The following is a 24,015-nucleotide window of genomic DNA, read 5'->3' as shown; positions in this document are numbered from 1 at the left end:
ATAGCAAATAACTACATTGCTATCACTTTTTTTGTGATTATATGGTACATTTAAAAAAGACTGCAATTAAACATCCATTTGGTAGTATAATTAAAGTATCACAAAAAAGAATAAAAGAGTTAAGAGAAGGGGATTGAGAGTATGGCAATGATCGAATTTAAAAATGTGGAGAAATATTACGATAAATTTCACGCATTGAAGAATATCAATTTAAAAGTTGAAGCAGGCGAAGTCGTCGTTATTATCGGGCCATCTGGTTCTGGAAAAAGTACATTAATCAGAACTATCAATGGTTTAGAGCAAGTTAACGAGGGGCAACTATTAGTTGATAATTTTGATTTAGCAGATAAGAAAACGAATATTGATAAAATCAGAAAAAATGTTGGGATGGTATTTCAACATTTTAACTTGTACGAAAACAAAACTGTTTTAGAAAATATTATGCTTGCACCACGTTTAGTTTTAAAACGGGATGAAGCTGAAAATAAAAAAATCGCAATGGATTTATTAAAAACAGTTGGACTTGATGATAAAGCACAATCATATCCTAGAATGTTATCAGGTGGACAATCGCAAAGAATTGCCATTGCCCGTAGTCTAGCTATGAAACCTAAGGCGCTATTATTTGATGAACCAACTTCTGCATTAGATCCTGAAACAATTGACGATGTTTTAAAAGTTATGAAAGATATCGCTAAAAATGATGGGATCACAATGATTGTTGTAACTCATGAAATGGGCTTTGCTCGTGAAGTAGCCGATCGTGTTATTTTCATGGCTGATGGTCAAATTCTTGAGGATGATACAACAGTAGAATTTTTCGACAATCCAAAAGAAGAACGTGCAAAAAAATTCTTGAGTAAAATTATTAAACATTAAGGAGCTCAAGACTGTGAGAGTGGGGATTAAAATATGAAACAATTAAGAAAAATTAGCTTATTGTTTATGAGTATAGCTATGGTATTAGTTATTGCAGGCTGTGGAGCGCAAAGTAAAGCCAACATTGCAACAACAGCTAAAGAAACAAAAACAATTAACTGGGGTGTTAAAGCAGATACGAAGTTATTTGGTTTAATGAACATCAAAACCGGTGAAATCCAAGGATTTGATATTGATATTGCTAAGGCAGTGACAAAAAAAATCTTAGGTAAAGATGGTAAAGCTAATTTTGTTCAGGTAACAAGTAAAACAAGAATTCCACTTTTGAAAAATGGAAATATTGATGCAATTATTGCGACGATGTCCATTTCTAAAGATCGTGAAAAACAAGTTGATTTTTCTAACTCTTATTTTGCTGCCGGACAAGCTATTTTAGTTAAAAGAACAAGCTCAATTAAATCCGTAAAAGATTTGAATAAAGACGGTATGGTTGTTTTAGGTGTTAAGGGTTCAACTTCAGTTATTAACATGAAGAAGTATGCACCTAAAGCAGAAGTGCTGGAACTAGATGATTATGCGCAAGCATTAACCGCACTAAAATCTGGTCAAGGTGATGCTTTAACAACTGATAATGGTATTTTATATGGGATGGTTAAAGAGAATTCTGATTTTGCTGTTGTTGGTGGTACTTTTACGCATGAACCTTACGGAATTGCGATTGATAAAGGCCAAGGTGAATTTAAGAATGAAGTTAATAAGGCTTTAGCTGAAATGCGTGCCGATGGCTCGTATGAAAAATTATTAAACAAATGGTTTGGCGATATTCCAGGATTTAGTGTGAAGGAGGCGAGTCAACAATGATTACGATTTTTACAGAACATTGGCAAGCCTTATTAACAGGACTTGGCTATACATTGTGTTCAAGTGTACTCGCATTATTTTTTAGTTTAATTATAGGTTCGTTCTTTGCAATTTTGGAAGAAATGCCATATCGAATTTTAAAAATTATTGCACGTATCTATATTGAAATATTTAGAAATATTCCGTTATTGGTTGTTGCAATGTTTTTCTACGTTGTGGTACCTATGTACGTTACGAATATCAACGGATTTACAGCTGGAACAATCGGACTAACGATTTACACATCTGCCTTTATTGCAGAAACAGTTCGTGCTGGGATTAGAGCTGTTGATCCTGGACAAATGGAAGGTGCTCGCTCAAACGGGTTAACATTCATGCAATCGATGTTTCATATTATTTTACCCCAGGCATTTAAATATGTGATTCCACCTTTGGGTAATCAGTTCATTAATTTGGTAAAAAACTCTTCAGTTTTAGCCTTCGTTGCTGGATTTGATTTAATGTACCAAGGTGATATTATCGCATCAACAACATTTGATACAATCAACACGTACATTATCGTTGGGGTGTTATATTTAATTATCACGATGCCATTAAGTTATTACATGAGACATTTAGAAAAGAAATTAAGTTAAAGGGGGTCTAGAAAAATATGTCAGATTTTATTGCAGCATATAGTTGGGAAAATATTCGCTACTTACTACAAGGATTATTAGTAACAATCGAAGTTTCAGTTATTTCAATTATTTTCAGTTTTATAATTGGCGCTATTCTAGGCCTAACACGATATATTAAAGTAAAACGTTTATCTGCTATAGTTGGTTTTATAATTGATTTAATTCGAAATTTACCATTACTTTTAATCTTATTTTTCGTTTATTTTGGCTTAGCAAATGTTGGTATTCGGTTATCAATTTTCTGGTCAGCAACGTTAGCGATGACCGTTTTCGAATCAGCAATGTTAGCTGAAATCATTCGAAGTGGTATTCAAGCTGTTGAACCCGGACAAATGGAAGGTGCTCGCGCAAATGGTCTAACTTATTGGCAAGGTCTGCGTGTGATTGTCTTACCACAAGCTTTAAAGAAAATGATTCCACCATTGGTTAGTCAATTTATCTCATTAATTAAAGATACGTCATTGGCTACTATCATTGTTTTACCAGAGTTACTGTATCATGCACAATTAGTATACGGTCAAAATACTAATTATGTTATTCCAATGTTCGTCGCTTTAGCAGTGATGTACTTCGTCGTTTGTTATGCACTATCATTGGTTTCAAGATACTTAGAAAGACGCTTAGCGTAGACAATAAAATAAAAATGGTTGTTGAAATCTATATAGATTTTAGCAACCATTTTTATTAGTTAGTAGAATCGGCATAAAATGACGGTTTGTTTGATTGAAAAATAAATTAGAAAGAAGATGATGTCATGGTGAAAATTGCTGTTATTCTAGGGAGTTCAAGAGAGAATTCTATTGGTAAAAGGGTCATTAAGTATATTGAAGGAGTAGCAAAAAATCAGGATAATGTTGAATTTTCATTTCTAAAATTAAGTGACTATCAGTTAACCTTCTTCCACGAAAAATTGGCACCTATGCAAAATGAAAATCGACAACTACCTGAAAATGAAGCACGATGGATAGCGGATGTAGCTGCGGCAGATGGCTTTATTATCTTAACGCCTGAATATAATCATGCTATTCCAGCCGTTTTGAAAAATGCAATCGATTATTTGGCTTTTGAAGGGCAACGTAAACCAGTTAAGATTGTGGGCTACTCAGATAACATGCGCGGTGCACAATTTGCAACAGCTGAATTAGTACCTATTTTGAATCGATTAGGATTTATCACGTTGCCTACGCCAACATTATTGGGAATAGTTGATCAAACATTTAATGAAGATGGACAACTAAATAACGATGCTAAGTTAACAGATTATACAAAAAATAAAATTGCTCAGACTTTGCAAGAAATTAAATTTTATACACAACTTTTTGTGAATAATCCTTTTCCCGGAAAATGATGAATTAAAAATAAAAATGTGTAATGACAATAGCTGTCATTACACATTTTTTATTATAGATCTTTATTTTTATGTGTTTCGTATAAATAAACCGGGATACCAAGTGCAACAATTGTAAATGAAATTAAAACACCTACAATATCTGATTGAACTTCGCTAACTAAAACGAAGGCTGCACCTAAGATAGCAACAATAGGTGTTATGGGGAACAATGGAACTGAGAAAACACGTTTTAAATCTGTTCCTTTATTCCGACGGCGTAAGATAAAGAGGCCGACGAAAGTCATAACATAAAAGCAATAAACTGTAAAAATACAAATTTCAGATAAGCGATCAGCATCAAAAAATAAAATCATAATCGCTGCAATACTTAAAGCCACACATGTTGCAATAACAGGTGAATGTGATTTTGGATGTAAATAAGATATTTCTTTATGGAAAGGTAATTGTTTGTTCTTACCCATTGCCCACATAATTCGAGGGAATGTCATGATTTTACCGTTCATACAACCAAGAATAGAAATAATGACACCGATATTCATAATTTTTCCACCAAGTTGGCCAAAGGCAATCTTAGCAAATTGTGGTGTTGCATTTTCGCCTAGTTGATGGATTTGACTAGCAGGCATGACACGCATAATACTGAACGAAACAAGAATATAAATAAGAAGAACAATTGAAATTCCTAAAACAATAGCTCTAGGTAATGTCTTTTTAGGATTTTTAATTTCATCACCCATATTAGCAATCAGAATCCAACCATCATAAGCAAATAAAGTAGCTAGTATACCAACACCAAAATTATTTGTAGAGTGACTGACAGTTGCAACAGATTGGCCAAGTGCATTTGCATTGCCAAAAAATAAACCAAAAATAATAATAGCAGCAATAGGGAATAATTTACAAATAGTTGTAATAATCTGGAATGAAGCACCATAACGATTTGATAGCATATTTAGGAAGCCAATAGAAATGACTGCAATTAATGCGATTAAATGAGAATAACCAGCTGGAATACTAAAGAAATCTACTATTAAAATAGCAAGGTACGCGCCTAACGCAGCAATCATAGCTGGTCCATACACGATAACTTGCATCCAACCAGCTAAGAAACCCCAAATTTTACCGTAAATTTTTTCCATGTAGATATATAATCCACCGGTTTCTGGAATTTGAGATCCAATTTCAGCAACAGTTAGTCCAGCGGTTAAGGTTATGATACCACCACATAGCCATGCGAGCAGGGCATTTGTAGTAGAGCCGGTGTAGTCAAGTACCGAAGCTTGTTTAAAGAAGATACCAGAACCAATAACAGTTCCGATTACGATTGATAATGCTGACCATAGACCTAACGATCTGTTAAGTCCAACTGCTGGTTTTTTTTCCAAAATTGAATCCTCCTTTTCTAAAATGAATAGTTGCATTTTAGCATAACAGCGGGAATCATGCAATAAACTAGATATGATTATGACGACAAAAAAGAGTGCGTGAATCGGCTATTTCAGACCGATTCACGCACTCTTTTTATAGAATTATTTTAAACGATGTAATCTTGCAATTGGGTTGCAATAGTTTTTGTTGCATCAATCTTTAATTTTGTACCTGATTCTTCATAATCTGTTTCTAAGATAGTTGCCTTTTCATTGATTAAATCAACAAGTTGACCTTTATCAAATGGGATAAGAACAGTCATAATTTCGTTATCTTTAAAGACATTCTTTTTAATGATATCTACTAATTGATTAAGTGATTTTTCATCACGCGCACTATAAGTGAATTTATCATCTGAGAAAGTAGGATAATCAATATTTGCTAAATCAGCTTTATTATAGGCATAAATCATCGGAATGTTTTCGACGCCAATAGCTTTTAATGTATCTTCAGTTGTTTGAATCATTTCCTCAGCATGTTTATCAGCCACGTCAATCACTTGGATAAGTAAATCAGCTTGTGCAGCTTCAGCCAAGGTTGTACGGAAAGCTTTTACTAATTGGTGAGGCAATTTGCTGACAAAACCAACAGTATCGCTCAATAAAATTTGTTTTTTATCTTCAAATTGAATATTACGGACACTTGTATCTAATGTAGCAAACAACATATTCTTTTCAAAAACTTGTTTGTCATCATCTTGTCCGATTAGACGAAGCAAGCCGTTCATTGTCGTTGATTTACCTGAATTAGTATAACCAACTAATGCAACAGTCGGAATACCAGATTTATCACGTTGTTTACGTCTAGTAGATTCTTCTTTGTCCATTTCAGCAAGATCTTTTTTAATGTGGTTAATCCGATTTTCAATCACACGACGATCTAATTCAATCTTCGTTTCGCCAGCACCACGGTTAGCGAGTCCACCACCAGATTGTTGATCTAGTTTATCTTGCATCCCTCTTAAACGAGGTAACTGATATTGAAGTTGAGCCATTTGAACTTGGAGTTTTGCTTCGCGTGATTGTGCTCTTGAAGCAAAAATAGCTAAAATCAGGCCTGTACGATCCATAACTTCCATACCTGATGCAGCTTCAAGGTTACGAATTTGAGTTGGTGATAATTCGTCGTTTACAACTAAAATTTTCACACCTTGTGCTTCACTTTCAGTCTTGAATTCTTCAGCTTTACCTTTACCAAAGTAAAGGGCAGCAGTTGGTCGATCTAATTTCTGACGAATGTCTTCAACAGCATGCATGTTGTTAGCTTCGACTAATGCAGCTAATTCAGACATTGTATAATCTAAATTTTCACGTTGTTTTTCGATACCAGCAATGAAAACGTCAATAACTGGTATTTCTGTAGAATAAGTTTCTTTCATGAGAACCTCCTCGTGGAACTTAATTAATAGGTTAAGTATAACATTTATTCAAAAAAATATTCGAACATCAAAATAAGTTAACTGAATTAAATGAGAATTAATGAATAAAAATGGCCAAACTCTCATTTTAACAACGTGCAAATGTTATGAGTTGAATATTTTATATAGTTAAACGGCTTTTTTAAAGGCGCTTGAATCTCTTTTTAATTAAATTAGAGTTTAATGTTGATTTTAATCTTTTTCTAATGTAAGATAAACCTACGTTAAGAAAAGGTAAATAAAAAAGGAGAGGTCATATTATGAAGTTAAAGTCAGTTTTGAAATTAAGTGGTGTGCTAGCATTGTCTGTCATTGTCTTGGCAGCGTGTGGATCTAAATCTTCATCTTCAGATAGTAAAGAACTCGCTGATAAACAGGTTATTAATTGGTCTGAAACAGCTGAATTACCATCGATGGATTTATCGACAGCAACGGATACAGTTAGCTTTAACATGTTGAACAATACTAATGAAGGTTTATACAGAATTGGTAAGAACAGTAAAGTGTCAAATGCACTTGCAACTAAAACAACCGTTTCAAAAGATGGCATGACTTATACATTTAAACTTCGTGATTCAAAATGGAGCAACGGAGACGATGTAACGGCTAAAGATTTTGTTTATTCATGGCAACGGACCGTTAATCCTAAGACAGCTTCACAATATGGTTACCTCTTCTCAGGGATTAAAAATTATGATGCAATCAGCGCGGGTAAGATGGCGCCATCAACATTGGGAATCAAAGCAACTGACAAACATACATTAGTTGTAACACTTGATAAAAAAGTACCATATTTCAAATTATTGATGGGCTTCCCAACGTTCTATCCACAAAATCAAAAAGTTGTTGAAAAGTATGGTTCTAAATATGGCACACAAAGCAAATACATGGTTTACAATGGTCCATTTACATTAAATGATTGGACAGGAACTAACTTAACTTGGGACCTAAAGAAAAATGACACTTATTGGGATAAAAAAGCAGTTAAGCTAACACAAATGAATTTCCAAGTTTCTAAAGATAATACAACAAGCTATAATTTATACCAAAGTCAAAAATTAGATATGACGAATTTATCTGCTGAACAAGCTAAAACATTGAAAACAGATAAAGACTATATCACACGTAAACAAGCATCAACGTTCTACTTACAATACAATCAAAAGAATAAATTATTTAATAACCAAAAGATTCGTCAAGCTATTTCATTAGTTATCAACAGAAAACAATTTGTTGATAAAATTTTAGGGGATGGCTCAACTGTTGCGACAGGTTTAGTATCATCAGGTCTTGCTTCAAATCCTAAAACAGGCGAAGATTTTGCAAAAGAATCAACCGTTAAATCAACTGCAAATACAGACATTGCAAAAGCAAAAGAATTATGGAAAGCAGGATTAAAAGAAGTTGGTGTTACAAAAGCTAGTTTCTCACTTCTAAGTGATGATACTGATAAAGCTAAGAAAACAAATGAATTTTTACAAAATGCGATTGAAGATAACTTAGATGGTGCGGATGTAACATTAACAAATATCCCATTCAAATCACGTTTAGCAAAATCAACTAGTGGTGATTTCGATATTGTTGTTACAGCATGGGGTGCTGATTTCTCAGACCCAATCTCATTCTTAGATTTATTTACTTCAGATAATTCACAAAATGCAGGTAAATGGAAAAATAGTGAATATGATGCATTGATTAAAGCTTCAAAAACAACAGATGCAAGTAATGCAGATAAACGTTGGGATGATTTAGTTAAGGCTGAAAAAATCTTGATGAAAGATCAAGGAATTGCACCTCTTTACCAAATGGCTCAAGCTCAATTATTAAGATCAACAGTTAAAGGTGTTATCTACAATGGAGCTGGTATCAATTACAATTTCAAAGATGCTTATGTTACTAAATAATTAATTAACGTGTTAAAATTTAACAAGTGAGAGTTAGCTACCACGGCTAATTCTGACTTGTTTTAATTACATAATAAAGCAAAAGTGAGGGTCAGAATTATGGGTAAATACCTAGTTAAACGAATTTTTTATATGCTACTGACGTTGTTTTTAGTCGCAACCATTACCTTCTTTTTAATGAAGTTAATGCCTGGATCACCTTATGCGAATCAGCAAAAAATGACAACTGAGCAATTACAGATTATGAATGAACAATATGGATTGAATAAACCCGTATGGCAACAATATCTCATTTACTTAGTGGGATTAGTTAAGGGTGATTTAGGAACGTCATTCCAATACAGTAATCAACCTGTGTCATACCTAATTTCAAGCCGTATTGGACCATCCGGACAACTTGGATTACAAGCTATCATCTTCGGAATAGTTATTGGAATTGTGATTGGTGCCATTGGTGCGATTAACAAAAATACTTGGATTGATACTTCTTCAACAATTTTATCAATCTTAGGTATCTCAATTCCTTCTTTCGTCTTAGCTGTTTTATTACAGTATTACGTAGGATTAAAGTTAGGCTGGTTACCAATTGCTGATTGGGGCGGATTCAGTTACACGATTCTACCGACAATTGCTTTAGGGGTTGGCCCACTGGCGGAGACGGCCAGGTTCATTCGAACCGAGATGGTGGATGTCCTAAGCAGTGATTACATTGAACTGGCTAAGGCTAAAGGATTAACAAAGTTTGGCGTTGTATTCCACCATGCTTTACGTAATAGTTTAATTCCTTTAGTAACATTAATCGGCCCTTATACGGTTGCATTAATGACTGGTTCAATGGTTGTTGAAAATATATTCTCAATTCCTGGAATTGGTGAACAATTCGTAAAATCAATTTTGACAAATGATTTCCCCACAATCATGGGTGTTACAATGCTTTATTCAGCTGGACTAGTAGTTGTTATCTTATTAACAGATATCATTTACGGTATTATTGACCCAAGAATTCGATTAACTGGAAGGAGAAATTAACGATGGCAGATAAAATTGACCTACCAGTAGATGCATTTGAACCGTTAGATAAAAATAACGCTATTGATAATGAAAAAATTGCTGCACCGTCGTTGACTTTCGTTCAGGATGCTTGGCGTCGGTTGAAGAAAAATAAAGGGGCTTTTATCTCACTTTGGGTCCTGGTTGCAATTTTTATTTTGGCATTTGGATCCCCCATTTTAGCACCACATAGTGCAACAGAACAAAATGTTGAGTATACAAATTTACCACCTAAAATTCCTGGTGTACCAATAGATGGATTAAATGGAAAGTTAAAAACATCATCAGGTAGCTGGTATGATGCTTATGAACAAAATAGTATTCCAAAAGATAAATACTTTATTTTAGGAACGGATGTTTTTGGACGTGATTTGTTATCAAGAATTATGTATGGAACTAAGATTTCCTTAATCGTGGCACTAGTTGCTGCATTAGTCGATTTAGGAGTCGGTGTTGCTTATGGAATCTTGTCCGGTTGGCGTGGCGGACGTGTTGATACATTCATGCAGCGAATCATCGAAATTATTTCATCGGTACCTAACTTGGTCGTTATTGTTTTAATGTTATTGGTTTTCAAACCAGGTTTAACATCAATTATTTTAGCAATTGCAGTGACTGGTTGGACAACGATGGCTCGATTAGTTCGGGCACAAACGTTGAAATTAAAAGATCAAGAATATATTCTTGCAGCTCGAACTTTAGGCGAGTCACCCGTAAAAATTGCAGTGAAACATTTACTACCTAACTTATCGAGTGTGATTATTATTCAAACAATGTTTACAATTCCTAGTGCTATTTTCTTCGAAGCTTTCTTAAGTTTCATCGGAATTGGGATTAGTGCTCCTCAAGCTTCACTTGGGTCATTATTGAATGATGGTCAAAAGAATTTCCAGTTTTTACCATACCAAATGTGGTATCCAGCAATTGTTTTATGTATTATCATGGTTGCCTTCAACTTATTAGGTGATGGACTCCGTGATGCCTTTGATCCAAAAACGAAAGAGTAGGTGTTGAAAAATGGCAGAAAATATTTTAGAAGTTAACAATCTAGAAATTAATTTTCATACGTATGCTGGAGATGTTAAAGCCATACGTGATGTTAGTTTTCATCTGGCTAAAGGTGAAACTTTAGCAATCGTTGGTGAATCAGGTTCCGGTAAATCCGTTACAACAAAAAGTTTAATGGGATTATTAGCTAATAATGCAGAAGTTATGGGTGGAGAAATTCTTTTTCATGGTGAAGATTTACTTAAAAAATCAGAAAAACAAATGGAAAACATTCGTGGTAAAGATATCGCAATGATTTTCCAAGACCCAATGACTTCTTTAGATCCTACTATGAGAATTGGTAGACAAATTGCTGAACCATTAATGAAGCATAAACATGTAAAAAAAGAAAAAGCAATGGCGCAAGCCTTGGAAATTTTGAAGTTAGTTGGGATTACAGATGCTAAAAAACGCTTTAAGGACTATCCACATCAATTTTCTGGTGGTCAACGCCAACGAATTGTTATTGCGATTTCATTAGTTTGTTATCCAGAAATTTTAATTGCTGATGAACCAACAACAGCTTTAGATGTAACCATCCAAGCACAGATTTTGGAATTAATGAAAGAATTACAAGCAAAAATTGAAACATCAATTATTTTCATTACCCATGATCTAGGGGTTGTTGCTGGTATGGCTAATCGTGTAGCGGTTATGTATGCAGGTCGGATTGTTGAATATGGGACAGTCGATGAGGTCTTTTATAACCCACAACATCCATATACTTGGGGCTTATTGAATTCAATGCCAACACTTGATAGTGAACATCTGTACGCAATTCCAGGTACACCTCCTGATTTATTGGATCCACCAAAAGGGGATGCATTTGCCGCTCGGAATGAGTACGCTATGAAGATTGATACAGAACAACAACCACCATTCTTCGATGTTTCACCAACACATGCAGCAGCTACATGGTTGTTGCATCCAGATGCACCTAAAGTAACGCCGCCAGTTGAAATTCAAAGACGGTATAAAATTTTTGCAAAACAACAAGAAACAAAAATTAAAGCGAATCAAAATTTGGTAGAAAACTAAGGAAGGGGAGCTGAACATAGTGGAACAAAAGAAAAATAAAATTTTAAAAGTCCGTCATTTAAAACAATATTTTAATGTCGGCAAACCAGACGAAGTGAAAGCTATCGATGATATTTCATTTGATATTTATGAAGGCGAGACATTTGGCTTGGTGGGCGAGTCAGGGTCTGGTAAAACAACAACAGGTCGTAGTATCATCAATTTATATGAACCAACTGATGGTAAAATTGATTTTGATGGTGTTGATATTCGTAAAATTAAGTCTAAAAAAGATAAATTACAATTTCGCCGTGACATGCAAATGATTTTTCAAGATCCATATGCATCACTAAATCCACGAATGAAAGTTAAAGATATTGTGGCAGAAGGAATAGATATTCACCATTTAGCTGCCAATGATGAAGCACGTGCGAAACGTGTTGAAGAATTATTAGAAACAGTTGGATTGAATAAAGATCATTCTAGCCGCTACCCCCATGAATTTTCAGGTGGCCAACGCCAACGTATTGGTATTGCTCGTGCTTTAGCTGTAGAACCTAAGTTTATCATCGCAGATGAACCTATTTCTGCATTAGATGTTTCAATTCAAGCGCAGGTTGTTAATTTGTTGAAGGAATTACAAATTGAACATAACTTAACATATTTGTTTATTGCACATGATTTATCAATGGTTAAATATATCAGTGATCGAATTGGTGTGATGCATTATGGTAAGTTATTAGAAATAGCTCCTGCAGACGAAATATATACACATCCTTTACACGATTATACAGCCAGTTTAATCTCGGCCGTTCCTGTTCCTGACCCTGAATTTGAACGTAATCGCATTCCAGTACCATACGATTCGTCAGTTGAGGCAGATGGTAAAAAACGTCGAATGGTTGAAATTTCGCCAGAACATTTTGTTTTAGCAAGTGAAGATGAAATCCCTATGTATAAGGAACGAGCTGCCAATACTTTGGCAGAAGAAGCTGAATAATAAATCAGAAAGATCTTTTCAAGAATTTTTGAAAAGGTCTTTTTTGATTTTAAAAAGGGTGTAAACTATTAATTGTATGAGTATCTTAAATATATTAAAGGAAGTATAAAAATTTTAGGTAATTATGCATAAAATAATGTATACTAGATGTATTAGAATTAGGTAACGACATAACTATTTTTTGATTTGGGAATGAATAAAAGGTTCAACTAAAACGTTATGTGGAACAAAGGGTTTTATATGGTGGGGAGAATGGGAGCACCCAACATGATAGATGATACAGAAGTATATAATGAAGCGTACAAAGAATTACCGTATGATGTACAATTACTTTTTCAAGAGGGGCGTCTCTGCGAAAAAGATAATGATTTAGCCGTATTATTCGATTTATTTATTAAAAGTACAATTAATTTTACTGAATTCTATGGATTTAACGATGATAGAAAGCAGCTATTTGATGAATTGAAACAAAATCCAGAAGAGGCCGCGCAGTTAATTAAGCAATATCGGTATTATCGTAATTGGTTCGAAAAATATCAGGCTAATGTTAATTGTTTTTCGAAATTAAGATTTCTAACTGTCTGTGAATGGTATGATGGTCAACAAGCATATGCAAGTAATAATTAAGAAATGCTATCATACAAGAAATTAAGTAAAAAAAAGTTAGAATATAAAATTAATTTAACTTAAAATGCGAACTTAAAATATACGGCAAGCTTAACAATATTGTTAAGCTTTTTTTGTTTTTATAAGACGCAGAAAAAATTAAAATAGATAACAAGCCAAGTGCTTGTTATCGATGAGAAGGGTGTGGTATATTAATTGCAATTATCGGGGGGTAATCGAATGAGTTTAGGTGAAGGAATAAAAAATGTAAACGCATTACCGTATGATGTGAGGCTATTATTAGAGGAAAGAAATATTCCGGAGAATCAAATGAGTTGGGAAATTATTTCTGATGTGTTTCTTGAAAGTATTGCGACTTACACAGCATTTTATGGATTTAATGAGGATCGTAGAGCGCTATTCAATGATTTAAAAAATGATAAAAATGAGGCCAATCAAATTATAACAACCTATAAAGAATATCGTGAGTGGTTTAAATACTATCACGTTCATTTTGAAAATCTAGAAGATGTGAGGTTTTTAACGATTTGTGAGTCAATAGGTGTAGATGGCATAATAATAAAAGATTAAATTCAAAAACGCTATGACTACTTTTAATTAAGTAGTCATAGCGTTTTTGAATTTAATCTTTAATACCATCTCTTTTACGTTCACGTTCAGCAATCATTGGCATAATGAATCCAAGACCGATAAGAACAACGACACTAATAATATTGATGGCTAACTGGTAGTAGAATAGTGAGCTACCCATCTCGACATCTTGAGGAATAATCCCAAAGACTGTTGCCAAAACAGTAACAACTAAGCACCATAAACCAACAGCGTAAGCTAATTTGTCATTTTTAATGAAGACATATTCTGATGGATATTTAGCACTATTTTTACGGATCTGCATGAAGGCGAAGAAAATCCAACAAGTGACACCTGGTGAAATAATTCCATTCAAGTTCAGTAACCAATTAAAGATTGTATTCATATCTGGCAAGAAGACACCCAAGAAGAGAATGAAGGCACTTAAAGTACAAGTTAAAATGTACCCATTAATTGGTAAACCATCTTTGTTAACTTTAAGTAATTTCTTAGGCATATAACGAGCGCCTGTGTCAGAGATAAGCATGCGAGTCATAGCGTCAAGAAGAACAGCTAGAAGAGCACACATGTACACAATTTGAGTAATAGCGAAGGCATACATTAACCAACTACCCATATGAAATTGATCTCCTAAACGAAGGAATGCGTAGTACGAACCATTCATTTTAAAATCATTAGGAATGTTATGGGCATTGAAGAAAATCCCAAGTGCGAATGAGCCGAAAACTGTTAAGAAGATTGTCATAACGGTTAACATAATCATGGCTTTAGGGAAATCTTTTTTAGGTTTTTTCATTTTTGTGACAAATGGCGCAATTAATTCTGCACCATTAATCGCATAAATTAATAAACCAATTGTTGTGAAATAATGTAAATCAAATTTAGGAATTAGTGTGTGCCAGCTCATATTTGTTGTTGCAATACGACCTGAAGGTGTTAATAATGAGCCAAATGCCATTACAACATATAAAATTGTGAGGATGAACATGGTACCACCACCAATAAGACCTAAAAATTCTAATGAACCTTTGAAGAAACGTTGAACAAAAATGAAACCAACGAAGATTACTAATGTTATTAACGCGAACATAGCTGTTGATAAACTATCTTCGAGTGCATTACTTCCGTTAAATAACCAACCAAAGCCAACAACGACTGAATTAGCGGTATCAACAACGTAAGGAATCGAAGCAGCCCAATAAGTCCATGCCGTAAAGTAACCTAGTTTTTCGCCACGAGTTCCGCGAACCCATGAACTTAAACCGCCACCTTCTGAATTAAAGACGGAACCTAATTGTCCTACCATTAAAGAATAGGGAATTACATATAATAGCAATAAAATGATCCAAGATGTAATAACGCCCATACCTTGATTTTGAAAGTTATAGACGATATCGTCGAAGCCAATAACTGTTACGAATGACATTAATGCCAAAACTGGCCACGATATAAATGTTTTTTTCTCGTTTTCCATAAGTACCTCCCGTGATAAATAACTATGTAAATTAAACTAACAATTTATAAGTATAGTGAACTGACTAATTAATTTCCATGAAAAATTAAATTAATATAAAATGTAATCGTTTTAATGAGAATTAAGTTAAGAATTAACGATAATAAAAATTGCTATTTAATGTGTACTATGTATAATAGTACACATATAGTAAAATGATAAATATAAATGGAGGACTAATAAAATGAAAGAAATAGTTGTAAGCGCAAAAGATGTTAAAAAAGTCTACGGTAAGAATAAAGAGAAGAAAACGGAAGCCTTAAAAGGGATTAATTTTTCTGTCGAACAGGGTGAATTTATTGGTATCATGGGGGCATCAGGATCAGGTAAATCAACATTACTTAACTTATTATCAACACTAGACCAGCCGACTTCAGGACAAATTGAGATTAATAATCAGGATATCTCAATGATGCGTGGCGATAAACTATCAGATTTTAGAGCACAACAAATTGGCTTTATTTTCCAAAGTTTTAACCTGCTAGATAACTTAACGGCAGCTGAAAATATAACATTGCCACTATCATTACAGAATGCGTCTATTTCTAAATATCAAGAACGTATTGATAAATTAACGAAAACACTGGGGATAGATAGTGTTCTTGGACAATTTCCAACTGAATTATCTGGTGGCCAAAAGCAACGAGTTGCAGCAGCTCGTGCTTTAGTCCATAATCCTGCAATCTTATTAGCAGATGAACCAACAGGTGCTTTGGATTCTAAAAGTGCAAAGTCACTCCTATCAACGATGGAAAGTTTAAATAAAAATGATCAAGTATCAATTTTGATGGTGACTCATGACGCTGTTAGTGCGAGTTACTGTCAACGAATTCTCTTTATTAAAGATGGTAAGATTGGTCGAGAATTGATTCAAGGAACGAATACGCGAACAGAGTTTTATCAAGAAATTTTAAATGAACTAGCTAAGAGTGAACAATAATTTTAAGAAGGGAGGAAACAATATGTTATTAAAATTATCCTTAACTGGAATTAAGAGTCGCTTTAAAGATTATCTAATCTTGTTATCAGGACTCATTATGGCTTCAGCAATCTTTTACATGTTTGAAGCATTAGCAACTAATCAAGAATTTATTAAACAAAATGCGACGATAAAATTTGCAGCAATGATTTTCCAAGTAGGTTCTGTACTACTTGCAATTATTACACTGTTTTATATTATCTATGCGAATACATTTTTAATGAGCATGCGTCAAAGAGATTATGGGATGTTCATGATGCTAGGCGCTAAAAAGCGTAAGATTGGGCGCTTAATTTTCACTGAAACTTTAATTATTGGCTTAATTGCAACAGCTGTTGGTATTTTAGTTGGTATTGGACTGACATATGGCGTTAGCCAATTTTTAGTAGATAAAATGGATCTTGCACCGCATTCTTTTCAAGCTTTTTATTTCCCAGCAATCCTAATAACAATGCTTTTCTTCGTTATTCTTTTCATGATTGCTGCTATATTTAATCGACAAAGCTTGTTAAGAACGCCTATCTTAAAATTATTAAATGAAGCAGAACAACCACAAGGTAAAAAGCTAAAATCTTATAATATCTTAATTCAAAGTATCTTAGGATTAGGTTTAATTGCAAGTGGCTATTATTTATTAAGTCATTTAGCACTGTTTCAAATGGCTGGATTTATTGGGTCAGTCGTAACAATTTTGATTGGGACATTTTTAATTTTCAATTCATTATTTAGTGGATTGGTTCAATTATTAAAACGTAATAAGGGATTTTCTGAAAAGCAATTAAATACCTTTTTATTAGGGCAACTTAGCTTTCGATTAGGTTCATTAAATCGGGTTCTAACAATGGTTGCGATGTTATTTGCACTAGCATTAGGCGCAATAACTGTTGGGATGGGATTCTCTGGTGTGGTTGATCAAACAGCTACTTCTACTTCCCCATATGATGTTGTTGTCCAAAATCCATCAACAAAAGAGAAAAAATTACTTAGTCAATTGACTGATAAAAAAGAGTCCATTTATGAAGCAAAAAAAGTTGGTTCTGTCCGTTATTTTAAAAAATCTGACTTTGTGAAATCACCATTGTACACGCTTGATTTCACGGAAACGGGAACGGCTACCGGTAAATTTATTAAAGTTGACCCTGCCAAAATGACAGCTAAAAATGAGGATAATCTATGGGGAAATGCTGTTAGAACTACATTGGAATCCCCTGATATGTTAAATCCAGTACTTGTCTCTGACGCATCATTTTCAGCTGTTTCGGCGAAGACACAACGTATCCATACTGTTAGGTTAGCATCATTTAAAGATAATAAAGAAATCTTAAAAGCATTGAGCGAAGAAATACCTAAAAATCAGTTAGATAATTCATCTTATTTTATGAATAAGTATGTCGTATATCAGTTGGCTAACGGCATTTATGGCGGATTAGAATTCATTGGATTCTTCTTAGGCGTTGCGATGTTGGCAATGTTAGCAAGTGTTCTTATGTTTAAAATATTGTCTAGTGCGGCAACGGATAAAAAACGATATGATTTATTGAACCAATTAGGCGCTAAGCAACGACTAATGAAAAAATCAATTAGGCGCGAAATTGGCATCTTATTCTTCTTACCTGGAATTGTCGGTGTAATCCACGTTTTATTCGGACTACAAATGTTCAAGGAATTAATTCCAGATCCATATTCACATATAACGATTCCATTTATTATTTTTGCAGTTCTCTATTTGGGATATTATTGGGTAACAGTTACCTTATATAAAGGGATGGTATTAAAAAAATAAAAAAGAGGTGAATATTCAGTTTTTAAAACTGAGTATTCACCTCTCTTTATTTAGATGGGTTGTTCGCCAAAATTACCATAATAGCTAACTTCAATTGTATCGTGATGAACGATTAATTTAGTGACGCTACCATTTTTAGGACTAGATGATATATCAATATTAGGTGCGTATCGTGAAACGATACTTCTAATTGCTGTCCCGTGACCAACTAATAGAACGTTGTCATTATTATTTTGGTTAGTGCGTAAAAAATCAAAAGCATGATCATAGCGATTCCAAAATTCTTGGTCATTTTCAGCTAAATTAAAAGGGTCAGCACTTTTTATGAAATCACGTGAGTCTTCGATGGAATATTTTTCAAGAATATCATTGAAGGTTTGACAATTAAAAGGTGTACCAACTGTTTGCATAACAGCTGCAGTATCTTGGCCTTCAAATGAGCCATAATATTCTTCTCTAAAAAGTGCTGTTTCAATTGGTGTTAACTGTGCATTTTCTTCAACATTCGTTTCACTTAAAATATGGCTTAGTGTTTTTTTTGTACGCATTGTGTCACTTCGATAAATGGCATTAAATGATTTATCGCGTAAAAGTTTTCCTGAATGGGTGGCATCGTTGATTCCCTTATCTGTAAGTGGAGAGTCACACCAGCCTTGCATTCTCTGGAAAGAGTTAAAAAAAGTTTGGCCATGACGAACCATATAAACGGTAAATGACATATGAAATCCTTTCATAAATAAATATTTAATTTGTAAATAAAAAAGGTACTTAGAGCTGTCTGGTTTTTGATGAATAGTCTCACTTAATGCATTAATTTTAGAAAAAGAAAAGACTTTTATTTTATTTAATCCAATGTATACTAAATAAACGGAGAATTAAAATATGAGATTATTTATGACTACTAGTAAGATGATACCGAATGAGATATTAATTACAAGTCTAAATCTAATTGTTTTAACTGCATAAATTGTATTAACTATTCAAGAAGGAGTGTTTATTATTTTGATTACGTTGGCTGGTATTATTGGTTCAGGAAAATCTAGTATGACAAAAATTTTATCTGAAGAACTTGGGGTAGAGGCTTTTTACGAACCTGTTACAGATAACCCGGTATTACCTTTATTTTACAAAGGTAACGAAATCGCTGCAAAAAAACGTGAAGCAGGGGATAAGGAAGCAACAAATCCCTACGCTTACTTATTACAAACTTTCTTTTTGAATCGTCGTTTCAGAATGATTAAAGCAGCAATGCAAGAAGATAATAATGTTCTTGATCGTTCAATTTATGAAGATGCTATTTTTATGAAGATGAATACAGAAATGGGTAATGCCACAACTGTTGAATATAACATCTATCAAGATTTATTAGAAAATATGCTTGAAGAGTTACCTTATGCTGCACATAAAAAATCACCCGATTTGATGGTTATGATTAAAGTTTCTTATGAAACAATGGTTAATCGTATTCAAAAACGTGGCCGTGATTATGAACAAATTGAAACTGACCACTCATTGGTTGAATACTATAAAACATTACTTCGCTATTATGAAGATTGGGAAAAAGAATATGACGTTTCTGAATTTTTAGTTATTGATGGCGATAAATACGATTTTGTTGAAAATGAAGCTGATCGTAATATTGTTTTAAATATTATTGAAGATAAATTACAAGAATTAGGTAATTTATCTGAAAAAGAAGTTATCGATTACAAGACACAACGTAAATCAATTTAAACTAAAAGGAGTAACCAATTTTAAAAATTGGTTACTCCTTTTTTATTTAGATTTTATCATCATCGTGATGATTGAAATATTCAACTTTAACTGAATTGTCATCAACGATTAACTTAGTTACACTACCGTTTTTAGGGCTCATTGTAATATCAATTTCGGGTGCAAAATGAGAAACGATACTTCTGATTGTTGTCCCATGACTGACAACTAAAACGTTATCGCCATCTTTAGCATCTTTACGCAATAAATCAAAACCTTTATTACGACGTGCCCAAAAATCGGCATCGTCTTCAGCATCATGGAAAGGATCGATTTCTTTGAAGAAGTCACGTGCCTCTTCAATTGAAAATTTTTGCAAAATCTCAGTGAAATTAGCAGCGCCATGTGGCTTACCAACAACAAACCAAGCTTGAGAAGAATCGGCACCTTCATAGTAACCATAGCCTTGCTCTCTAAGAAACTCAGATGTTGTAACAATTAAATCTGAAGAGTTTTCATTTTCAGATAAAATGTAGTTAGCTGTACGATTTGCGCGGGTTGTATCACTACTGTATGCATTAGCAAACTGAATTTGTGATAATTTTTTTCCAGTAGTGTGGCCGTCGTTAATGCCTTTTTCTGTAAGTGGTGAATCGGACCAACCTTGCATCCGATTATATTTATTGAAAATGGTTTGACCATGGCGAACGAGATAGACTGTAAATGGCATGAGAACCTCCTGAAGTTTATGTGATAGCCCCATTATACGCTAAAGAAAACGATTATTCTAAAAAGCTTATCCTAGAATTTAGCATCAAGTTTTTTTCTAAGTAAAAATTTCGTAAGTTGTACTAACCCAGCTAAGACCACTGGAAGTAATGCTATCCCGGCAATTGAAAGGAAAATAATAGAAAAATGATCCTTAACAAATGGAATTGCGCCGAAGTAGTAACCGACGCCACTTCCAATGGCTACCCAAAGTGAGACGCCAATTAAGTTGAAAATACTAAAATGTCTGTAATTCATTTGAATAGTACCAGAAATAAGTGGCACAAAAGTTCTAATTAATGGGATAAAGCGTCCAAATACGACTGTTTTTGCACCATGTTTTTTGAAAAAACTTTTGGCGATTTCCATCTTTTCAGGGGGGATTCTTTTTTTAAAGAAAGGTAATTTATTTAAATGTCGACCAATTTCAAAATTCACGGCATCTCCAGAGAGTGCGGCAAAAAAGAATATTGGGACTAATACCCGAATATCAATGGTATCTGTTGAGTAGGCGGCAATGGAACTAGTGAAAAAGAGTAGCGACTCACCAGGTAGAAAAGGAAAAACAACAAGACCTGTTTCGGCAAAGATAAGTACAAAAAGAATTAAGTAACTCCAGTTACCTAAAGTCTGGAAAAGAGGTCCTAAATAATTTTCGAAATGGGTGAAGAAAAACCAAGCTTGTTCGAACATTGTCAGGCCCTCCAATCGTTTTAGTCTTACTCATTATATTAAACTGAAATTAAAAAAAAGGCTATTATTTTAACTGATATTTAGCTTTTATTAAGATTTGTCTCACTATAAGAGGTCACCAGTGTTAAACAGGTTTCGATACTGGTATACTAGATATATTAAATTTTTGGAGGTCAATATGACTAGACACACTTTAATTGCAGGAATGACAACTTTAATTGGTCTAATTATTGGGATTGTGATAAGTAAAATTGCTGTCGCAACATTAATTGGATTAGCTGTTGGAATCGTAGTTGACCAATTCCTACCAAATAAGAAATAAGTTCAATTAGTTGCCTATTTGAGTTGATTATAAAAAAATGATACACTATTAGGCCTAATAAAATCATGTAAAGTGGGGTATTGAGAAATGGCTGATGAAATTAAAATCGAAGAACAAGCACATCTTGATGATGTTATTGTTAAAATAAAAGATGCTGAAGTTAAACGTCAAAATGAAATAAAGTACGCTGAAAGTGAAGCACGATCGATTAATGGCGAATTTACAAGTGATGTTCATATCAATACGACAACATACACTGGAATGATTGATACAGCAATGTCTGTTCGTCAGCAACAACAGTTATTAGCTGAACGTGAAACGAGTTGGAAAAACGCAACTTCTCGTTTAGACATTTTAAAGAAATTAGAAAAGAAACCTTATTTTGCACGTTTAAACATTCAAGAAGGAACTAATAAAAAAGAAACAATCTATATTGGCTTGGGCTCTTTTGCTGATCGACCTGAACACTTTATGGTTTATGATTGGCGTGCACCCATATCGAGTGTTTATTACGATGGCGGACTAGGTGATGTCACTTACCAAACTCCTGATGGTGATCAAACAGTAGATGTTTCATTGAAACGTCAATTCGTAATTGAAGATGGCCAAATTGAAACGATATTTGATACTGATGAAGCTGTTGGTGATCAGATGTTATTAGACGTCTTGAATGATTCTGCTGATACAAAGATGAAGAGTATCGTAACGACGATTCAGAAGGAACAAAATCAAATTATTCGAGATGTAAAAGCTGAATTATTATTTGTTCAAGGTGCAGCTGGTTCGGGTAAAACCTCAGCTGTATTACAACGTGTGGCTTACTTGCTGTACCGTTACCGCGGTAATTTAACAGCTAGTCAAGTTGTTTTATTCTCACCTAATCAATTATTTAATGATTATATTGATCAAGTGTTGCCAGAACTTGGTGAACAAAATATGGTTCAAATGACTTATTTCCAATATGCATCAAGACGTTTACCAAATATGCAAGTTGAAACGTTACAAGAACGCTTTGAAGAAGACAATGCGCCTGCTAAAAAACGTATTCAAGTTCTGAAAAATAGTTTGGCATTCTTTAATGCCTCAACTGCTTATTCAGAACATTTGGAACAAGCAGACATGAAGTTCAGAGATATTAAATTCAATAATGAAGTCTTTATTTCAAAAGATAAAATAAAAGGTATCTACTATAAATATAATGAAAATTATCATTTACGGACAAGATTAGAAGCAACACGTGAATCATTAGTTAAATTATTGAATCGTCGAATTGAAGCTGAGGCTAAGTTAGAATGGGTTGAAAAAGCAATTCAAGATATGTCTAAAGAACAATTGAATGATTTGTATGGAGACCAAGACCGCGAATTTGCAAGCGGTGATAAAGAAATGCGTTTCTTAACGCGTACTTTAGTTATGCGCCAATTTACAAGTGTGCACAGAGCAATTGTGCGCAATCGATTCTTAAATATCAGTTCACAATATGTGAACTTTTTACACAATGTGCCTAAGTATCTTAATTTGAGTGACTATAATGTTACTGTAGAAGAATGGCAAGCAGATGTGGCTGAAGTTGTGTCACGTTTAAAAAATCGTCAAATATCGATGCATGACGTTACGCCATACTTATACTTATTTGATCGTATGACGGGTAAGCATGGTGAAACAGATGTCCGTTACGTCTTTATTGATGAAATTCAAGACTACACGGCATTTCAATTAGCTTTCTTGAAGGAAGGGTTCCCAAGAGCTAAGTTTACACTGCTTGGTGATTTAAACCAGGCTATTTTCACAAAAGAAAATAGTAAGAGTTTACTATCAGAATTGGGACATTTATTCCCAGCTGATAAAACCAAAGTCGTGCAATTGACGAAATCATATCGTTCAACACAACAAATCACAGATTTCACAAAAGAAGTGTTGATAAATGGTGAATCAGTGACGTCATTTAACCGACAAGGTGACTTACCCACAATGACTGTGGATAATAATTCTGATAAATTAGTTCACGATTTAGAAAAACAAGTACAACAAAATGTGGATGATCATCTAACAACGGCAATCATCGCTAAATCATTAGCTGAATGTACAGAATTGTATGAACAATTACAAGCCGAGGGCGTGCCAGTTACATTGATTAAAACGGAAAATCAACGTTTGGCCGATGGAACGATTATTGTGCCAGCTTTCCTAGCTAAAGGTTTGGAATTTGATGCGGTTGTTATGTGGGGCGCTTCAAAGATTAACTATCATGAAGAAGACGAGCGTCAATTAGTTTATACGATTTGTTCAAGAGCAATGCATCGACTAACTGTTTATGCTGAAAAAGAATTATCACCATTATTTGACCATGTTTCAAAAAGTTTATATAGTTTAAAATAAGCTATGGAAGAAATGA

General features: G+C 33.9%; 23 protein-coding genes. 17 read left to right on the top strand and 6 right to left on the bottom strand.

Going from position 1 to position 24,015, the window contains the following annotated elements; all coding sequences use genetic code 11:
• Positions 1-141 precede the first annotated feature (141 nt).
• The 5 genes from AC1RPG_RS00520 to AC1RPG_RS00500 all read left to right on the top strand — a co-directional run bounded on the left by AC1RPG_RS00520 (position 142) and on the right by AC1RPG_RS00500 (position 3,765).
• Positions 142-879, top strand: a complete 738-nt coding sequence (locus AC1RPG_RS00520; RefSeq protein WP_409021667.1) for an amino acid ABC transporter ATP-binding protein — start codon at positions 142-144, stop codon at positions 877-879.
• A gap of 33 nt (positions 880-912) precedes the next feature.
• Positions 913-1,740, top strand: a complete 828-nt coding sequence (locus AC1RPG_RS00515; RefSeq protein ID WP_481760930.1) for a glutamate ABC transporter substrate-binding protein — start codon at positions 913-915, stop codon at positions 1,738-1,740.
• Positions 1,737-2,375 (top strand): amino acid ABC transporter permease, encoded by a 639-nt coding sequence (locus tag AC1RPG_RS00510; protein ID WP_481760929.1) that lies wholly within the window; start codon positions 1,737-1,739, stop codon positions 2,373-2,375. The genes AC1RPG_RS00515 and AC1RPG_RS00510 overlap by 4 nt, the downstream gene beginning before the upstream one ends.
• 17 nt (positions 2,376-2,392) lie before the next feature.
• The gene (locus tag AC1RPG_RS00505; protein WP_409021664.1) at positions 2,393-3,046 is read left to right on the top strand and encodes an amino acid ABC transporter permease; all 654 of its coding nucleotides are present in this window, start codon (positions 2,393-2,395) and stop codon (positions 3,044-3,046) included.
• A gap of 125 nt (positions 3,047-3,171) precedes the next feature.
• Entirely contained in the window at positions 3,172-3,765 is a 594-nt protein-coding gene (locus AC1RPG_RS00500; RefSeq protein ID WP_481760928.1) for an NADPH-dependent FMN reductase, read from the top strand.
• A 53-nt stretch (positions 3,766-3,818) separates the two neighbouring features.
• Here AC1RPG_RS00500 and AC1RPG_RS00495 read toward each other — a convergent pair whose 3' ends face one another.
• Both AC1RPG_RS00495 and hflX read right to left on the bottom strand, forming a co-directional pair.
• Positions 3,819-5,156 (bottom strand): APC family permease, encoded by a 1,338-nt coding sequence (locus tag AC1RPG_RS00495; protein WP_481761139.1) that lies wholly within the window; start codon positions 5,154-5,156, stop codon positions 3,819-3,821.
• Positions 5,157-5,302: 146 nt separating this feature from the next.
• The gene (gene hflX, locus AC1RPG_RS00490; RefSeq protein WP_481760927.1) at positions 5,303-6,574 is read right to left on the bottom strand and encodes a GTPase HflX; all 1,272 of its coding nucleotides are present in this window, start codon (positions 6,572-6,574) and stop codon (positions 5,303-5,305) included.
• 299 nt (positions 6,575-6,873) lie between these two features.
• Here hflX and AC1RPG_RS00485 point away from each other — a divergent pair, with 299 nt between their 5' ends.
• From AC1RPG_RS00485 to AC1RPG_RS00455, 7 genes are all read left to right on the top strand, one after another.
• Positions 6,874-8,517 (top strand): peptide ABC transporter substrate-binding protein, encoded by a 1,644-nt coding sequence (locus AC1RPG_RS00485; RefSeq protein ID WP_481760926.1) that lies wholly within the window; start codon positions 6,874-6,876, stop codon positions 8,515-8,517.
• 99 nt (positions 8,518-8,616) lie between these two features.
• Entirely contained in the window at positions 8,617-9,546 is a 930-nt protein-coding gene (gene opp3b / locus AC1RPG_RS00480; protein WP_409021660.1) for an oligopeptide ABC transporter permease, read from the top strand.
• A 2-nt stretch (positions 9,547-9,548) separates the two neighbouring features.
• On the top strand, positions 9,549-10,574 hold the full coding sequence (opp3C, locus tag AC1RPG_RS00475; RefSeq protein WP_481760925.1) for an oligopeptide ABC transporter permease: 1,026 nt from the start codon (positions 9,549-9,551) through the stop codon (positions 10,572-10,574).
• 10 nt (positions 10,575-10,584) lie between these two features.
• On the top strand, positions 10,585-11,652 hold the full coding sequence (locus tag AC1RPG_RS00470) for an ABC transporter ATP-binding protein (protein WP_481760924.1): 1,068 nt from the start codon (positions 10,585-10,587) through the stop codon (positions 11,650-11,652).
• Positions 11,653-11,671: 19 nt separating this feature from the next.
• Positions 11,672-12,631: an ABC transporter ATP-binding protein gene (locus AC1RPG_RS00465; RefSeq protein WP_481760923.1), complete on the top strand. Its 960-nt coding sequence runs from the start codon at positions 11,672-11,674 to the stop codon at positions 12,629-12,631.
• A 267-nt stretch (positions 12,632-12,898) separates the two neighbouring features.
• Positions 12,899-13,258, top strand: a complete 360-nt coding sequence (locus AC1RPG_RS00460) for a hypothetical protein (RefSeq protein ID WP_481760922.1) — start codon at positions 12,899-12,901, stop codon at positions 13,256-13,258.
• A gap of 219 nt (positions 13,259-13,477) precedes the next feature.
• The gene (locus AC1RPG_RS00455; RefSeq protein ID WP_481760921.1) at positions 13,478-13,828 is read left to right on the top strand and encodes a hypothetical protein; all 351 of its coding nucleotides are present in this window, start codon (positions 13,478-13,480) and stop codon (positions 13,826-13,828) included.
• A 52-nt stretch (positions 13,829-13,880) separates the two neighbouring features.
• On the opposite strand, the gene AC1RPG_RS00450 is transcribed toward AC1RPG_RS00455, so the two are convergent.
• Positions 13,881-15,323 carry an APC family permease gene (locus AC1RPG_RS00450; RefSeq protein WP_481760920.1) on the bottom strand — a complete coding sequence of 481 codons (1,443 nt, stop codon included), beginning with the start codon at positions 15,321-15,323 and terminating at the stop codon, positions 13,881-13,883.
• A gap of 223 nt (positions 15,324-15,546) precedes the next feature.
• Here AC1RPG_RS00450 and AC1RPG_RS00445 point away from each other — a divergent pair, with 223 nt between their 5' ends.
• Together AC1RPG_RS00445 and AC1RPG_RS00440 are read left to right on the top strand one after the other, a co-directional pair.
• Positions 15,547-16,302 (top strand): ABC transporter ATP-binding protein, encoded by a 756-nt coding sequence (locus tag AC1RPG_RS00445; protein ID WP_481760919.1) that lies wholly within the window; start codon positions 15,547-15,549, stop codon positions 16,300-16,302.
• 22 nt (positions 16,303-16,324) lie between these two features.
• The gene (locus AC1RPG_RS00440) at positions 16,325-18,124 is read left to right on the top strand and encodes an ABC transporter permease (RefSeq protein ID WP_481760918.1); all 1,800 of its coding nucleotides are present in this window, start codon (positions 16,325-16,327) and stop codon (positions 18,122-18,124) included.
• Positions 18,125-18,174: 50 nt separating this feature from the next.
• Here the strand turns inward: AC1RPG_RS00440 and AC1RPG_RS00435 are convergent, their stop codons facing one another.
• Complete coding sequence (locus tag AC1RPG_RS00435) at positions 18,175-18,843, bottom strand: histidine phosphatase family protein (RefSeq protein WP_481762398.1); 669 nt, start codon at positions 18,841-18,843, stop codon at positions 18,175-18,177.
• Positions 18,844-19,126: 283 nt separating this feature from the next.
• Here AC1RPG_RS00435 and AC1RPG_RS00430 point away from each other — a divergent pair, with 283 nt between their 5' ends.
• Positions 19,127-19,858, top strand: a complete 732-nt coding sequence (locus AC1RPG_RS00430) for a deoxynucleoside kinase (RefSeq protein ID WP_481760916.1) — start codon at positions 19,127-19,129, stop codon at positions 19,856-19,858.
• A 46-nt stretch (positions 19,859-19,904) separates the two neighbouring features.
• Here the strand turns inward: AC1RPG_RS00430 and AC1RPG_RS00425 are convergent, their stop codons facing one another.
• Both AC1RPG_RS00425 and AC1RPG_RS00420 read right to left on the bottom strand, forming a co-directional pair.
• Positions 19,905-20,567 (bottom strand): histidine phosphatase family protein, encoded by a 663-nt coding sequence (locus AC1RPG_RS00425; protein ID WP_481760915.1) that lies wholly within the window; start codon positions 20,565-20,567, stop codon positions 19,905-19,907.
• Between the two features lie 71 nt (positions 20,568-20,638).
• Entirely contained in the window at positions 20,639-21,298 is a 660-nt protein-coding gene (locus AC1RPG_RS00420; protein ID WP_481760914.1) for a VTT domain-containing protein, read from the bottom strand.
• Positions 21,299-21,476: 178 nt separating this feature from the next.
• Here AC1RPG_RS00420 and AC1RPG_RS00415 point away from each other — a divergent pair, with 178 nt between their 5' ends.
• Positions 21,477-21,620 carry a hypothetical protein gene (locus AC1RPG_RS00415; protein ID WP_481760913.1) on the top strand — a complete coding sequence of 48 codons (144 nt, stop codon included), beginning with the start codon at positions 21,477-21,479 and terminating at the stop codon, positions 21,618-21,620.
• Between the two features lie 87 nt (positions 21,621-21,707).
• Positions 21,708-23,999, top strand: coding sequence for an RNA polymerase recycling motor HelD (helD, locus tag AC1RPG_RS00410; protein ID WP_481760912.1), 2,292 nt, complete (start codon positions 21,708-21,710; stop codon positions 23,997-23,999).
• Positions 24,000-24,015 lie beyond the last annotated feature (16 nt).

It is taken from the genome of Dellaglioa sp. CoH-57-MRSF-18 (assembly GCF_056781995.1).
Note: the sequence above shows the minus strand (reverse complement) of the source record. Positions and strands in the feature narration are given on the sequence as shown.